The sequence below is a fragment of the Flavobacterium terrae genome, from assembly GCF_900142035.1.
In the GTDB taxonomy this organism is placed as follows: Bacteria; Bacteroidota; Bacteroidia; order Flavobacteriales; family Flavobacteriaceae; genus Flavobacterium; species Flavobacterium terrae.
Map to the genome: position 1 here is coordinate 20,880 of NZ_FQZI01000005.1, position 16,947 is coordinate 37,826.

General features: G+C 32.8%; 10 protein-coding genes. 1 reads left to right on the top strand and 9 read right to left on the bottom strand.

Features of this window, described 5'->3' with window-relative positions:
- Positions 1 to 33: 33 nt before the first annotated feature.
- The 9 genes from BUC09_RS11990 to BUC09_RS12030 form a co-directional block, all read right to left on the bottom strand.
- Positions 34 to 375 (bottom strand): tRNA-binding protein, encoded by a 342-nt coding sequence (locus tag BUC09_RS11990; protein ID WP_073311842.1) that lies wholly within the window; start codon positions 373 to 375, stop codon positions 34 to 36.
- A 59-nt stretch (positions 376 to 434) separates the two neighbouring features.
- Positions 435 to 3,389 (bottom strand): protein translocase subunit SecDF, encoded by a 2,955-nt coding sequence (gene secDF, locus BUC09_RS11995; RefSeq protein WP_073311843.1) that lies wholly within the window; start codon positions 3,387 to 3,389, stop codon positions 435 to 437.
- A 195-nt stretch (positions 3,390 to 3,584) separates the two neighbouring features.
- Positions 3,585 to 4,520 carry a malate dehydrogenase gene (mdh, locus tag BUC09_RS12000; RefSeq protein ID WP_073311844.1) on the bottom strand — a complete coding sequence of 312 codons (936 nt, stop codon included), beginning with the start codon at positions 4,518 to 4,520 and terminating at the stop codon, positions 3,585 to 3,587.
- Between the two features lie 33 nt (positions 4,521 to 4,553).
- On the bottom strand, positions 4,554 to 6,494 hold the full coding sequence (gene gyrB, locus BUC09_RS12005; protein WP_073312049.1) for a DNA topoisomerase (ATP-hydrolyzing) subunit B: 1,941 nt from the start codon (positions 6,492 to 6,494) through the stop codon (positions 4,554 to 4,556).
- A 368-nt stretch (positions 6,495 to 6,862) separates the two neighbouring features.
- Positions 6,863 to 8,548, bottom strand: a complete 1,686-nt coding sequence (gene asnB / locus BUC09_RS12010; protein WP_073311845.1) for an asparagine synthase B — start codon at positions 8,546 to 8,548, stop codon at positions 6,863 to 6,865.
- A gap of 263 nt (positions 8,549 to 8,811) precedes the next feature.
- Entirely contained in the window at positions 8,812 to 10,431 is a 1,620-nt protein-coding gene (locus BUC09_RS12015) for an amidohydrolase (RefSeq protein WP_073311846.1), read from the bottom strand.
- Complete coding sequence (locus tag BUC09_RS12020) at positions 10,431 to 10,880, bottom strand: hypothetical protein (RefSeq protein WP_073311847.1); 450 nt, start codon at positions 10,878 to 10,880, stop codon at positions 10,431 to 10,433. Before BUC09_RS12020 ends, BUC09_RS12015 begins: the two co-directional genes overlap by 1 nt.
- 200 nt (positions 10,881 to 11,080) lie before the next feature.
- Positions 11,081 to 12,856 carry a TonB-dependent receptor domain-containing protein gene (locus tag BUC09_RS12025; RefSeq protein ID WP_073311848.1) on the bottom strand — a complete coding sequence of 592 codons (1,776 nt, stop codon included), beginning with the start codon at positions 12,854 to 12,856 and terminating at the stop codon, positions 11,081 to 11,083.
- A gap of 65 nt (positions 12,857 to 12,921) precedes the next feature.
- Positions 12,922 to 15,930, bottom strand: a complete 3,009-nt coding sequence (locus BUC09_RS12030) for a tetratricopeptide repeat protein (protein ID WP_073311849.1) — start codon at positions 15,928 to 15,930, stop codon at positions 12,922 to 12,924.
- A 145-nt stretch (positions 15,931 to 16,075) separates the two neighbouring features.
- Between BUC09_RS12030 and BUC09_RS12035 the strand changes: the two genes are divergently transcribed.
- Entirely contained in the window at positions 16,076 to 16,759 is a 684-nt protein-coding gene (locus BUC09_RS12035; RefSeq protein ID WP_073311850.1) for a cell division ATP-binding protein FtsE, read from the top strand.
- Positions 16,760 to 16,947 lie beyond the last annotated feature (188 nt).

The window sequence follows — 16,947 nt, forward strand, 5'->3', positions numbered from 1 at the left end:
TAAAAAAGCCCAAACTTTGTTTGGGCTTTTTTATTATCCAATCCTAAGCCCATTTGCTACCTTTAAATCACTTGTAAGCAAGACAATATCATTATCTTCTCCAACGGAACCTAAAACTAAACATTCACTCATAAATGACCCTATTTGTTTTTTAGGAAAATTTACAACTGCTATAATCTGCTTATTGAGTAAATCTTCTTTTAAGTATCTTTTTGTGATTTGAGCTGATGATTTTTTAATTCCTAATTCTGTTCCAAAATCTATTGTTAATTGAAATGCAGGCTTTCGTGCCTCTGGAAAATCATTGACATCAATAATAGTCCCTATTCTCATTTCAATTTTCTCAAAATCATTCCAATTAATTATTCCTTCCATAACTAAAAATAAAAAAGTCCCGAAATAATCGGGACTTCTAAAATATTAAAAACTTTGAATTATTTATTTAATTCAGCATGTCTTCTTTCAATTTCTTCTTTATCTTTTTTAGATAAAGTATCAACTAATACTGGAGTTGCAATAAACAATGATGAATATGTACCTACAACAATACCTATTAACATAGCAAAGATAAATCCTCTAATTGACTCACCACCAAAAATAAACATGATAGCTAATACTAAAATCATTGTTAATGAAGTATTGATTGTTCTTGACAATGTAGTATTAATAGATTCGTTTACAATATGTTTAAAATCTCCTTTTAAGTTACCCGCTAAGAACTCACGAATTCTATCGAATACGATTACTGTATCATTCATTGAATAACCAATAACCGTTAAGATTGCAGCTATAAAATGCTGATCCATTTCCATATGGAATGGCATAAATTTATAACATAATGAGTAAATTCCTAAAACGAAAATTACGTCGTGTGCAACTGCAGCGATAGCTCCTAATGAATACCCTAATTTACGGAATGAAACTACTAGATATAAACCAACTACTAACATAGCTCCTAAAACTGCCCAAAAAGAGTTAGTTTTAATATCGTTAGAAATAGCAGCACCTACTTTAGATCCTGATAAAACTCCAAACTTTTTACCTTCAGTAAGTGTAATGAAAGTTTTATAATCCATTCCAGGGAAATGTTTAGACAAACCTTGGTATAACATTTTGTTTACTTCCTCATCAACAGCAACACCTTCTTCTTCAATTTTGTATTTAGTTGTAATTCTTAATTGGTCAGAATCACCAAATACTTTTGCTTCAGCAGGTACTCCAAATACTTTACCTAGTTCATCTGACACTGTAGCAGCATCAACAGGCTTTTCAAATTTTACTTGGAAAGTTCTACCTCCAACAAAATCTACACCTTCATCTAATCCATTTACAAAGAATATTGAAACTAAACTGATAACAGTTACAGCCAATGAGAATCCGTAAGAGAATTTTTTGATCTTTAAGAAATCAAAATGATATCCTGTAAACCAGTTTTTAGACCAGCTTGTAGTGAATGATAAACTTTCACCTTTAGCTACAGCTCTATCTAAGAAAATTCTAGTGATAAAAATTGATGTAAATAACGATGTAACAATACCAATTAATAAAGTAGTTGCGAAACCTTTGATAGGTCCTGAACCAAAAGTATATAAAATAGCACCTGTTAAAACGTGTGTTACGTTAGCATCAATGATTGAACGCATAGCTCCTGTCCAAGAGAATGATTTTTTAACCGTTTCTCCTAAACTTAATCCGTGTCTTAATTCTTCTTTTGCTCTTTCGTAAATAATAATGTTAGCATCTACCGCTGTACCCAATGTTAAAACAATACCTGCAATACCTGGTAATGTTAAAACAGCACCTAAACTTGATAAAATACCAAATAAGAACAATAAGTTAACTACTAACGCAATATTCGCATAAGATCCAGATTTACCATAGTAAACCCACATCCATACCATTACTAATAATAAACCTACGATAGCAGAAGTAGTACCGTTATCGATAGCTTTTTGACCTAATGAAGGACCTACAACTTCAGATTGAACGATTTCTGCAGCAGCTGGTAATTTACCAGCACGTAGAACGTTAGCTAAATCTTTAGTTTCTTCTACTGTAAATACACCAGAGATTTCTGAACGACCTCCTGCAATTGGACCTGAAGTAACACCCGGTGCAGAATAAACGATATTATCTAAAACAATAGCAATATTACTTTGTTGTGAATAAGCTCTACCTGTTAATTCTTCCCAGATTTTAGCACCTTTACCATTCATTTGCATTGTAACCGATGGTTTACCCATTTGGTCAAATGAATCAGCAGCATCCACAAGAACGCTTCCACTCATTGGAGGTGTATTAGTTCTATTACCTTTTAATGCATACATTTCAACAAATTCAGCATCATCAGTTCTAGGCTTACCATAAACAAATTTTGCATCTACTAAATTAGTAGGCAATAATGCTTTAATATCTGCTCTTTTTAAATAAGCATTTACAGCAGCAGTATCTTTTGGTGCTATCATCCCTAAAACCGGACCACTTTGACCAATAGGCATTAATTTATCAAATAAAGGATTATTTCCTTTTTTTGCAGCAGCAGAATCTTTTGATTTATCAACTAATAATGAATCAATATTTGAAGTTGCTTTAGCAGCTTCAGCTACTGGCGCTTTTTCAGTTTTCTTTAAAGCCTCATTAACAGTCATTAAGTAGTTACCTACTTCTTCAACTTTAAGAGTTTCCCAAAACTCTAATTGAGCTGTAGATGATAATAATTTTTTAGCTCTATCAACATCCTTAGCACCAGGTAATTCTACAAGGATACGACCCGTGTTTCCTAACTTAACAATGTTAGGCTGAGTAACACCAAATTTGTCGATACGCTCACGTAATACCCCAAAAGCACTTTCTACAGACTCATCAACTTTTTTGTTGATTACTTTTTTAACCTGATCTTCAGACATATTAAAATTAATCTCATCTGCTAAGTTTCTGTTACCAAAAACATCAGGCGAAGCTAATTTTGTTCCTGAACCCGCTGAAGCTGCTTCAAAAGCATCATAGAAAGCATCTAAATATGATTGATTTCCTCTTTGATTTCTTTTAGCATCAGCAAGAGCTTTATTGAAAACTGGGTTAGCTGTATTGTTTGCTAAACCTTTTAATACGTCTTTTACCGAAATTTGAAGAGTAACATTGATACCTCCCTCTAAGTCAAGACCTTTGTTTATTTGCTTATCAGCAACCTCATTGTAAGTGAAATAGTTTAAAAATACTTTTTCTTTTCCAATTGAGTCAAGGTATTTGATTTCTTTTTCCTGATCTCCTTTTGCAAATGCTTTTGCATCGCTTTTAACTTTGTTTGCCACAAAGGTGAACGACAGCTGGTAAATACTTACCACTGCAAACAAAATTGCAAAAAATTTAATAAGTCCTCTATTCTGCATTCTTTGTAAAAATTAATTAATTCTTTTTTGTTTTGTTTTTGGTTAGTTTAATATAAATGAGACACAAAGACACTGCCCCAATTTTAGAAAACGTGCAAATATATAATTCTGAATGTGATTAACCAATTTATTTATTGATTAATATCAAAAAAAAGACTGCAAAAAAGCAGTCTTTTTTTATTTATTTTCAAAAGATTATCCTAAAACTGTAGTTAGGGCATCATTCATACTACGAACCGCATCAGCACTCTTAGCAAATAACGCTTTTTCGGCATCATTTAATTTGATATCGATGATTTCTTCAACACCATTTTTACCAATGATACATGGTACTCCTATACAAATATCATTTTGACCATATTCACCTTCAACAAAAACTGAACATGCAATCATTTTCTTTTGATCGTTTAAGATAGAATCTACTAAATAAGCCACAGAAGCTCCAGGAGCATACCAAGCAGAAGTACCTAATAACGCCGTTAAAGTCGCACCACCAACCATAGTATCAGCCGCTACTTTATCTAATTGCTCTTGTGATAAAAATTGAGAAACTGGAATTCCGTTGTAAGAAGCCAAACGTGTTAAAGGAATCATAGTTGTATCTCCGTGACCACCAATAACCATTGCCGAAATATCATTAGCTGGTTTATCTAATGCAAGAGATAAATACGTTCTAAAACGTGAGCTATCTAAAGCACCACCCATACCTATAATTCTGTTTTTAGGTAATCCTAAAGACTTATATGCTAAATAAGTCATGGTATCCATTGGATTTGAAACTATTACAAAAATTGCCTCTGGAGAATGTGCTAGTAAATTTTCTGCTACCGATTTTACAATACCTGCATTGATTCCAATTAATTCTTCACGAGTCATTCCTGGTTTTCTAGGAATTCCTGAAGTGATTACCACTACATTACTTCCTGCAGTTTTTGAATAATCATTAGTAACACCTGTTACTTTTGTATTAAAACCAGTATTTGTAGCACATTGAGTGATATCTAAAGCTTTTCCTTCTGCAAAACCTTCTCTAATATCAAGCAAAACAATTTCACTTGCAATTCCTCTGTAAGCCATAACATCAGCACATGTAGCACCTACGTTTCCAGCTCCAACTATTGTAACTTTCATTTTATGTATTTTTTGGTTGATTAAATTAATTTCTTAAGCATCAATATTAGCATATACTGCATTTTTCTCGATAAACTCTCTACGTGGCGGAACCTCATCCCCCATTAACATAGAGAATACACGATCAGCTTCTGCTAAACTATCAATATTCACTTGACGTAATGTTCTATATTCTGGATTTAAAGTTGTTTCCCACAACTGCTCAGCATTCATCTCTCCAAGACCTTTATAACGTTGAATGTTTGCTCCTCCGCCCATTCTTTCGTTAGCCACATCCCTTTGCGCTTCAGTCCAACAATATTCTTTTTTATTTCCTTTTTTAACTAAATATAAAGGAGGTGTAGCAATATATACGTGACCTTCTTCTATTAATTCTTTCATGAAACGGAAGAAGAAAGTCAATATTAAGGTAGAAATGTGACTACCGTCGATATCAGCATCACACATAATCACTACCTTATGATAACGTAGTTTTTCTAGATTCAAAGCTTTACTATCTTCTGCAGTACCAATAGTTACACCTAAAGCTGTGAAAATATTACGAATCTCTTCATTTTCAAACACTTTGTGATGCATTGCTTTTTCTACATTTAGAATCTTACCTCTTAATGGTAAAATAGCCTGAAATGCACGGTCACGACCTTGTTTTGCCGTTCCACCCGCCGAGTCTCCCTCGACAAGGAAGATTTCACATCTTTGTGGATCTTGCTCAGAACAATCTGATAATTTACCTGGCAATCCACCGCCGCCCATAACAGTTTTACGTTGCACCATTTCACGCGCTTTTTTAGCAGCATGACGTGCTTGAGCAGCAAGAATAACTTTTTGAACAATGATTTTTGCATCGTTAGGATTTTCTTCTAAGTAGTTTTCTAACATCTCTGCTACCGCTTGAGACACAGGAGACACTACTTCTCTATTTCCTAATTTGGTTTTTGTTTGACCCTCGAACTGTGGTTCAGCAACTTTTACAGAAATAATTGCCGTTAAACCTTCACGGAAGTCATCACCAGAAATTTCAAATTTTAACTTATCCAATAACCCAGAAGCATCTGCATATTTCTTTAGTGTACGAGTCAATCCCATACGGAAACCTTGCAAGTGTGTTCCCCCTTCGTGAGTATTAATATTATTTACATATGAAAAGATGTTTTCAGCATAACTTTCATTATAAATCAAAGCAACCTCTACAGGTATTTCTCCTTTTTCATTCTCCATTGAAATAACGTGACCAATAATAGGTACACGGTTTCCATCTAAGAACTTAACAAATTCTTTCAAACCTTCTTTCGAATGGAAAGTTTCACTCCTAACAACTCCTTTATCATCGATATCGCGTTTGTCTGTAAGAGTGATTGTAATTCCTTTGTTCAAGAAAGATAATTCACGCATACGAGCCGCTAAAGTATCATATGAATACTCTAAAGTTTGTTGGAAAATTGTACCATCTGGTTTAAAAGTAACAATCGTACCTCTTTTTTCAGTTGTTCCAATTTGCTTAACTGGATATAAAGCTTTACCTCTTTCGTATTCTTGCTCATAAACTTTACCTTCTCTATGAACAGTCGCACGTAAATGATCAGAAAGCGCATTTACACACGATACACCTACTCCGTGAAGACCTCCAGAAACCTTGTACGAGTCCTTATCAAACTTACCTCCTGCACCAATTTTAGTCATTACAACTTCAAGGGCAGAAACACCTTCTTTTTTGTGAATATCTACAGGAATACCACGACCATTATCTTCTACAGTAATGGAATTATCTTCATTTATAATTACAGAAATAGTATCACAATGTCCAGCTAAAGCTTCGTCAATTGAGTTATCTACTACTTCATAAACTAAGTGATGTAAACCTCTTACCCCAGTATCACCAATGTACATGGATGGACGCATACGTACGTGCTCCATCCCCTCAAGGGCCTGAATACTGTCGGCAGAATAATTATTCTTTTTAACTTCTTCGCTCATAATATCTTTTTCAGAATTGTTTTTTTTGTATAACAAGCAAATATAATGAAACCGAGATTTTTTTTACACAAAAAAACCTTAAAACAGCTCTAAGTTATCAACAAGTGTTAATAATAAGATAATTGCTTAAATCGCTTAAAAATAGCCTTAAACTTGATTTCAATACTTTTTTATTGCTTTGAAAAATATCTAAAATAAGAAAATCGATATAAAAGCCTTAAAATGGATTTTTTGAAAGTCAAAAAAATCCAGAAAACTGATTTTTACCATAAAAATGAAACCTCAATAACAAAATGCAATTGAGGTTTCAACTTCCTATTCAGCGTAGTGTGAATTTATATGGAAGTAAATTTAATCAAACTAATTATTTACAACACAACTTTTTCATTTTCATAAGCTTCTTCATGAACATTTGCTACAGCTCTACCAGATGGATCATTTAATTTTTTAAAAGCTTCATCCCATTCTAAAGCAATTTTTGTACTGCATGCCACACTAGCTTCTTGTGGTACACATAGAGCCGCAGTATCACTAGGATAATGTTCGCTAAAAATTGTACGATAATAGTACTCCTCTTTATTCATTGGAGTCTGGATTGGGAATCTGAATTTAGCATTTGCTAATTGTTCATCAGAAACTGCTTCAGCCACAACTTCTTTCAAAGTATCGATCCAGCTATAGCCTACTCCATCGCTAAATTGTTCTTTTTGACGCCAAGCTACACTTGCCGGTAACATATCTTCAAATGCTTTACGAAGTACCCACTTTTCCATACGCTCTCCGTTAATCATTTTATCTTGCGGGTTGATTCGCATTGCCACATCCATAAATTCTTTGTCTAAAAACGGTACACGACCCTCAATTCCCCAAGCCGCTAAACTTTTGTTAGCTCTTAAACAATCATACATATGTAATTTGCTTAATTTGCGAACTGTTTCTTCATGAAATTCCTTAGCATTTGGTGCTTTATGAAAATATAAATATCCGCCAAACAACTCATCAGAACCTTCACCAGATAAAACCATTTTAATACCCATTGATTTAATAACACGAGCCATCAAATACATTGGCGTACTAGCACGAACTGTAGTTACATCATAGGTCTCTAAGTTATAAATCACATCACGAATCGCATCTAAACCTTCCTGAATGGTGAATTTAATTTCGTGATGAATTGTCCCTAAATGATCAGCTACTTTTTGAGCAGCAGCCAAATCTGGAGATCCTTCTAAACCAACAGCAAAAGAATGCAATTGAGGATACCAAGCTTCTGACTTATCATCAGTCTCGATGCGACGGCTAGCGTATTTTTTGGCAATAGCCGAAGTTATAGAAGAATCCAAGCCACCTGAAAGTAACACTCCATAAGGCACATCACTCATCAGTTGACGATGTACTGCTGCTTCTAAAGCTTCACGAATAGCCTGAATACTAGTTTCATTTTCTTTTACTGCATCATAGTCTGTCCATTCTCTATCATACCATTTTACTAGCTGTCCATCTTTACTATGTAAATAATGTCCTGGAGGAAATAATTCAATTTTTGAACAATATCCTTCTAAAGCTTTTAATTCAGAAGCTAGATAAAATGTGCCATGTTTATCCCATCCAATATACAATGGAATAATTCCCATATGATCGCGAGCAATAAAATACTCATCTTTTTCAACATCATACAAAGCAAAGCCAAAAATTCCGTTCATTTCATCGACAAACGTTGGACCTTTTTCTTTATACAAAGCCAAAATAACTTCACAATCGCTTTGGGTTTGAAACTCATACTTGCCCTCAAATTGTTTGCGTAAATCACGATGGTTGTATATTTCTCCATTTGCAGCCAAAACCAAATTACCGTCTGTACTAAACAAAGGTTGTTTACCAGAAGCCGGATCTACAATCGCTAAACGCTCATGAGCTAAAATAGCTTTATCATTAGAAAAAATTCCGCTCCAATCTGGTCCACGATGACGGATGATTTTAGCCATTTCTAAAACTTGAGGTCGCAATGATTCTGATTTTTGCTTTAAATCGAAGGCGCATACAATTCCACACATATTCTTTTGAATTATAAATTATGAATTATGAGTTCATAATTAGGTTTTACTTATTATTTTATTTCTGAAGCAAAAATGATTATTAATGTTTTAATTTTAAACAATAAAATAATTTTTAGTTATAAATTATAATTAAAATATAAATTATTAGTTATAAATAAAACTTAAACACTAAAAATATAAGCTCAATAATTAAAAACTGTAATTTTTAAAACAAAAAAGCCAGTCTATAGACTGGCTTTTTATTACTATACTAATAAGAATTATTTTACTTGGATGCCTTTAATAAAAGTGTTCACAGGTTTTACATAAGGGATTGCGTCAATATCTTCGGTTAATAAATCATTATCGAAAATGGTAAAATCAGCCCATTTCCCTACTTCAAGACTTCCTTTTTCATTTTCTTCAAAGTTTGAATACGCTGCCCAAATGGTCATTCCTTTCAAAGTCTCTTCTCTAGAAAGTGCATTTTCAGGCTGAAAACCTCCTTCCGGATAATTTTTTAAATCTTTACGCGCCACAGCTGCATAGAAAGTTAACATAGGATTCACTTCTTCAATAGGAAAATCGGTTCCTAAAGCAATTATTCCTGCTTTGTCTAACATCTTTTTATAAGCGTAAGAATGTTTAATACGCTCTTTACCTACTCTTTCTTCTGCCCAATACATATCAGACGTAGCATGCGTAGGCTGAACCGAAGGAATAATATTTAAACTAAATGAATCAAAATCTTTTTCTTGCATAATTTGAGCATGTTCAATTTTCCATCTACGATTTTCTTTCCCTTTAAGAACATCTTTATATATGTTTAGCAAAACAGTGTTTGTTGAATCACCTATGGCATGAGAGTTCATTTGATAATCAGATCCAGCAATTTGCTTTGCGATTCTTTTAATATCTTCAACTGATGACAATAAAGCCCCGTAATGACTAGGTCTATCACTATAAGGTTTATGCAAACATGCTCCACGAGAACCCAACGCTCCATCTCCCATAAATTTAAACGAACGTACATTTAAATTATCAGTTTGATATGGACCTAATTGTGTATACAAATCGACATTTTCCTGAGAAGCCATTACCATTGCATATACATTTATCTTGAGCTCTTTTCTTTGTTGTAATGTATCTATTAAGTCAATAATATCTTTTTCAAGACCTGCTTCGTTAATAGTCGTTAAACCATAATCAAACATCACTTTCTCAGCATCTTTCAAGGCTTTGATTTGAGTTTCAACTTTTGGTTTAGGAATAATATTGTAAACCAAATCCATTGGGTTGTCTACAACAATTCCTGTAGTTTCTCCATTTATAACTTGAATTTCCCCACCTTCTACTTTAGTTGTTGCGCTAATTTTAGCCAATTCTAAAGCTTTACTGTTTGCCAAAAGTGCATGACCGTCAATGCGAGTTAACACAACTGGAATGTTTGGAAATAATTTATCCAATTCTGCTTTTGTTGGAAATTCTTTTACAGTCCAATCGTTTTGATCCCAACCTCGACCTGTGATAAAATCTGTGTTATTTTCTTTTTGAAATTTTACTACTCTATCTAAAACCTCTTGGTAACTTTTTGTTCCTCTTAAATCAACTTTTTGAAGATTTAATCCAAAGCTATAAAAATGGGCATGAGCATCATAAAATCCGGGATAGACATATTTATCTGAAGCATCAATATTTTTTGTTGCTTGGTACTTTTTTTGAATTTCAGAAGTTGTTCCAATGGCAATAATTTTTCCATTTTTTACCGCCATAGCTTCTGCTTTAGAAAAATCTTTATTAACAGTATAAATAGTGGCTTTGGTAATTATTAAATCGGCTTTTTGCTTTTGAGCCAGAAGAAACTGACTTATTAAAAAGAAAAACAGGATATTTTTTTTCATTATTCTATAGTTAAAATTTGATATGGAACATTGTTTAAATTAAATGCATGATTATTGTCTTTCCCAAAAAGTTCTTGACCTAAGGGTGACTGAGGAGAAATACCAAAAATGGTTTGCCCATCAACGACAAGTTTAGGTAAAGCACAGCTTACAAAAACTGTTAGTTTATTTGTTTTGACAAGGCTCCCTAAAGCTACTTTTTGATGAATTTGTGTTGGATCAATTTTTTCTAAAATTGATTTATATTCAATCGCTTCTCGAAGTTTTGAAGAAAGCTTTTCCTGTTCTAAATGCATCATTGACAATGCCGTTTCGTGCTTGTCACCAGCCGAACCTTTTGCATCGTTTAAAGAATCTTGCATTAATCCTTCAATCATGTCTTGAAAAACATCGATTTTATCCTGAACGATTTGGAGGTATTTTTGATGAATTGTTTGTTTAAGAGTCATACTGTTTTATTTATGTTCATTTTCTTTGCTTCTCCAAAGAAAACGAACCAAAAGAAAGGAGACTTTTGCAAGGTATTTTTGTTTCACAAAATCACAAATAAAATTCTAAATTTCCTACAAGGATTCGTAAATTTTAAACGATTTTATTTGTTGTACTTCGCAAAAGCTCAAAGACCTTCTCTTTAAAACAATATTTTTTTTTAAAAATCAAATTTATAACTCGCACCGAATATACCCTGAACTCCTTGTACTGGATAATTCAACCAACGGTTGTAGTTTTGGTTTGCTAAATTATTTCCTTTTAAGAAAAATGTAAATCGATCATTAAATTTATACCCAATATGCGCATTGATATCAAAATAACTATCTAACGTTTGAGTTTCATCTGGTGTTGCAAAACCTGAAAAACTTGTGAATTCATCTTTTCTTTCTCCTACAAAATAAAGTTGTGTTCCAGCATACCATTTTTTACCAATATTAAAATCGGCGGTTAATGATCCTTTAACTGTTGGTAAGTTCCAAGCTTCTCTTTCAAATTTTGTCCCATAATCCAAAACTTCTGCGTTAATTCCAAAAGTTACATTTTTATTAATATCTGCTTTGATTTCTCCAAAAAACGATAGTGTTTTTACATTATCATATACTACAGTAAATGAGTTACCAAAGCTATAATTTGTTGAAGGATCAGATAACAACGGGTTTGTTTTAAATAAAGGCTTGCTATTAGTTGCATCATAAGAAGCTTTTACATTGTAAGCCACTGCGCTCGTTAACTTACCTCTTAAACCCGCATACACATTGTATTGATTATCTGAAGGCTCAATTAGCAATGTTGGTGATAAAAATTTATTTACAGAAGCAAAATCAGCATAGGAATTTTGTCTTAATCCTCCCTCTGCACCAGCCACAAAAACCATTAAATCACCTACTACTTTATAAGAAGCGTTGATTTTAGGATAGATGAAAAAATCGCTTTTGGTATTGTTTTTAATTCCTGCATAAACATCCTTCATCCTTGAGAAATAAGCAAATTCAGCACCTAACTCGATAGACAGATCATCTCTTAATATTTTAAAACTTGGATTAGCTGTTACAATAAAATTAGATTTTTCAATTTTATAACTCGTATCATCAACAGGAGCGGTTAATTGATAAGATGAATCAAATTTTGTATTCAAATAATCTAAACCAAATTTAGCTTTTACTGCTGATTCTCCTATGTCAAAATTAAATACAGGTTTAATGATAAATCTATTTTCTGACGATTTTTTATTATCTGTAAATGATATAAATCCAACATTTACTTTTTCAAAAAAACTTTTTGAAATACCTAAATCACCACCTAAAGACAAAGTAGAGTATCTATGACTAGGTTTGATTAATAAATCATATACTGGATCATAATTTGGACTTTCGACTGGTACTCCATACCAATTGTACATTTCTGTTTTATAACCCAAATTGGCTTTAAAATCAATTTCATTTCTATTATAACCGTACATTGCATTAATGCCGGTTTCTAAAAAATCATCATCAAGCTTTACACCTTTAATTCCTCCTTGTGACGACAAATGAGTTACTTTACCTCCTACATATTGATAATTATCTATTTTATGCGTTAAAAACAACTCGGCATTCGCAGTTAAGTAATTGCCAATTCCAGCCGTAACATAATTAGTATATAATCTTTCCTGTTTTGCTTTTTCTACACCAGCAGCTTTTCCTTTTGCAGGTGTAAAAGTAGAAGCTACGGGGAATGAGAAAATTTGGTATTTTACTTCTTCCTTTTTTGAGGTTTCGTTATCATCTAAAGTTGGTACTTCTTTTACTTTGAAGGCATCAGAAACTGTTGGTGAATAAGGCTTCACTACATTTACAACTTCTGTTCCTATATTCTCGTCTTTCTTTTGGGCAGAAAGTATTTGAGAAAAAGTTAAAGCAATTACTAACGATGTGTATATTTTGATTTTATTCATAGATTTTATTCTTAATGACACTTCGACTACGCTCAGTGTCCAACTTTAAACAACTAAATTTTAAACTACTTAACAGACGAATTTGTTTTTGCTTCTTCTGCTTTGATAGCATTCAAATCGGTTTGTGCTTCTGCAACTACATCTGAAAACTCTTGGAAGTTTTTAATCACACTTTCCAAGATATAAGTTGCTTGAAAACTATCTTTTAATCCGTAGAAATTTTTAGCCATCACGATTAGACCTTTGGCACCAAAATATTTATAACCTGAATAGTCTTTTGCTAATTTTTGAACTACAGTATTCGATGCTTCAAATTTTGATTCTTTATTTTTAAAGTAAGCATCATAATACAATGCCTCTGCAGCTAATTCTCCTTTAGCAATTTTCAATAATTTAGCATACGACTCTTTAGCTTTTACTTCATCACCTACTTTAATGGCAGAACGTGCGATTATAATTTGAGCATCACTTTTTATTTTATCGTCTGTTTTAGGATTTTCTAATACTTTATCAGCATAAACAACTGCTTTTGCATAATCTTTTCCTTCGTAATATGCTTTCATCAAGTTAGCTTGTGCATACGTTTTGTTTTGAGGGAAATCAGACTCAACTTCCAATCTACTTAACACAGGAATTGCTTTATCGTAATCACCTTTTTTGACAAAAATCTCACAAAGTCTGGTTAACGATTGCTCTGTGTACTCATTTCTATTTTTAGACACCACAAACTCATAATGTTTAACAGAATTAGCTGATTGACTGTCTTTATAGTAAGACTCGGCCAAATAAAAATTAGCTTTTAACGAATGTAATCCGTTAGGAAACCCTGAAACATAACTATTTAAATTAGAAATAGCTTGTCTAGTATTTCCTTGCAAGTATTGTTTTTCGGCTGCTTCCCAAGTATCGTTATCTAATTCGGCATCAGAAACTTCAACATAATCTAAGGTTTTCACCCAAGCTGCATACTCATCAACTCGACCTTTATCTACATAAATTAAACGAGCAGTTTTTACTGCTTCTAACGATTCGTCTGTACGAGGAAATTCTGAAGCTACTTTTTTAAATTTGGTTAAAGCCAAATCATCTTTATCTCCGTTATAATAAATAAGTCCTTGACGAAGAATTGCTTTTGCCGAATAATTTCCGTTTTTATATTCTTCGATTAAAGTATCATACGTTTTAATTGCCGAAGCTGTATCATTTACACTAGTATACGTGTTTGCCAATTCAAACATGGCATCGTCACGGTACTGTGACTTAGGATAGTTTTTAATAAACTGATTGAATTCGGAAATCTTTTTATCGTTTTTGCCCATAAAACCATAACAAATCGCTTTATGATACGCCGCATAATCAGCATCTAAGGTTTTTAAACTAATTGCTTTATCATAAGCTTCAAGCGCAGGATTGTATTTAGACGTCACAAAACGACAATCTCCTAAACGCAAATAGGCATCTGTTAAACGCGTTTTATCATCTCGAGACACTTCTGTATAACGCTCAAAATAATTTCCAGCTTGATCGTATTCTTTTAATTTGAAATGTGAATAGGCAATATTATAGTCAATGTTTTTAAATTCATCAGTTGTTTTTACCTCAGGGTAATTAGCAAACTGCTTAAAGCTTAGTAAAGCATTTTGAAAATCATCCAATACATATTCAGTCTCTGCTTTCCAGAAAGTACCTCTAGCCGAAAACTTAGCATCTTTTTGTTCTGCAATCGATTTTTTGAAAATGGCTAAAGCCTCTTTATAATTCCCATCAGTAAACAATTCGATACCTCTGTAAAAAGATACTTTTTGATATGCTCCTTTTGCTCCTAAAGACTTGTTCTTTTCTAACAAAGTCAAGGCTTCTTTGTAATTTTTAGAAGTTATGTATGAATTAACCAATAATCCTTCTATTTCTAGTTTATTAGGATTGTTAGGATATTTGGCCATAAAACCATTTAAAACATCTGGCACACTCTGGTACGAATTTCCAATATCATAACTCAAACGAGCATAGTTAAGATACGCATCTTCTTGAATTTTAGAATCAAAACTCATCTCCGAAGCATTTTTAAATGCGTTCAAAGCTTGTTGCTTTTTATCTGTTTTTAAGTAACTTTCTCCTAAATGGTAATAAGCATTTTGAGCTACAAAATCATTACCTCCAATAATTTTATTGAACTGCGTGATTGCATTCTCGTAATCATTTTGCTTGTAATACGCATACCCTAATTGGTAATAATCTGTATTGTTCCACTTCCCTTTTTTTCCTTTGTATTCTTTAAGATAAGAAATCGATTTGTCGTATTGTTTTAAATTGAAATAACTTTCACCAATAATCTTATTTAGTTCCGATTTTTCAATTTCATTCGATTTAGCCATTGCCGCTTTACCCAACTTGATGGCTTCTTCAAATTTTCCAAGTTTGAAATTCATATCCGCCTGAAAGTAAGACAACTTCTCTTTGTATTTTTCTTCTCCCGAAACTTCATCAAAATACTTTGAAGCTTCTTTGTAATCGTCACCTTCATAAGCCATAAATCCTAAATAATATTTGGCTTGAGAACCAAATTCTTTAGAATTAATTACTTTATTAAAATATTGTGAAGCCTCTTTTTTTCTTCCCGAATTAAAAAAACTGTAGCCTTTGTAAAAATTAAACTTTTCTAATTCGTCTTGTGTCAAACTAGATTCATCGACTTTATCAAACCATTCAAGCGCCTGAGGATATTTCCCTTGCTCAAAATAGTACATCGCCACTTCAGAATATGCTAGGTTTTGTTTCGAACTTGTTGGATAATTTTTCACAAAATACTCCATTTTCTCCTCTGCATTCGACTGATTTAATCGAATAGCACAATTTGCAATGTAATAACTACAATCTGCTTCTAGTTCGTTAGTTGCATTTTGTTTTACTTTTTCAAAAATAATTTGTGCCGATTGGTATTGTTTGTCTCTGTATAAAGTAAGAGCCTTGTTGTAGTCTACTAAACTGTTCGTGTAAATTTCAGATTGTTGTGCAAAAAGGACACTTGAACCAGAAAAAAGAACTAACAAGAGTGACAATTTGAATTTGTGCATGAAGAAAAATTTTAATTCTCAAAAATAAGGTTTCTCAATTTAAAAACGAGGAAAAAATGGGTTTAGTATCTATTTCCTTGATTTGATAAAATTTATTTTGAATACGTTCGTTAACTTATTACTTTTACGAAATAAATTAAAAATCATGTCGCAAACCATCTTATCGTTAAACAGCGTTAATATATACCAAGAAGGAAATAAAATTTTATCAGATATTAATCTTAAAGTAAGTCCAGGTGAGTTTTTGTACATTATAGGTAAAACAGGTTCAGGAAAAAGTAGTTTCATGAAAACACTTTATGCCGATTTGCCTTTAACTCATGGTGAAGGAACTATTGTTGACTATGATTTGAATGGTTTAGTTGATGATGACATTCCTTTTTTAAGAAGACGAATAGGAATTGTTTTCCAAGATTTTAAATTATTACCAGACCGAAGCGTAAACAACAACATGCTTTTTGTTTTAAAAGCTACGGGTTGGGAGGACCAAGGAGCAATGCAAGATAAAATTGATGAAGTATTGGACAAAGTTGGAATGAAAAATCTAGCGAATAAAATGCCACATCAATTGTCTGGAGGAGAGCAGCAACGCGTTGCCATTGCTAGAGCCTTACTAAACGATCCTGAGTTAATTCTTGCTGATGAACCTACCGGAAACCTAGATCCTCAAACGAGTATGGAAGTTATGGAAGTTTTGAAAAAAATTAACCAAAACGGTAAAACCATCATCATGGCGACACACGATTACGCTTTATTGATGAAATATCCTTCAAAAACATTAAAATGTGAAGACGGAGCTATATTTGAAGTAGTTCAAAGAACAGTTTAAAACATTCAGTTATATAATTTAAGAGAGGCATTTGCCTCTTTTTTTATTTACTATTCTTAGCTAGCCCACACTTCGACTACGCTCAGTGTGCGTCAATCAAACAAAGAACCTTTTTAAAATGGGCGTTTGACCAAATCCGAAACATAATTACATAAAAAATAAAACTTTACCTCTCAAACAACACTTCG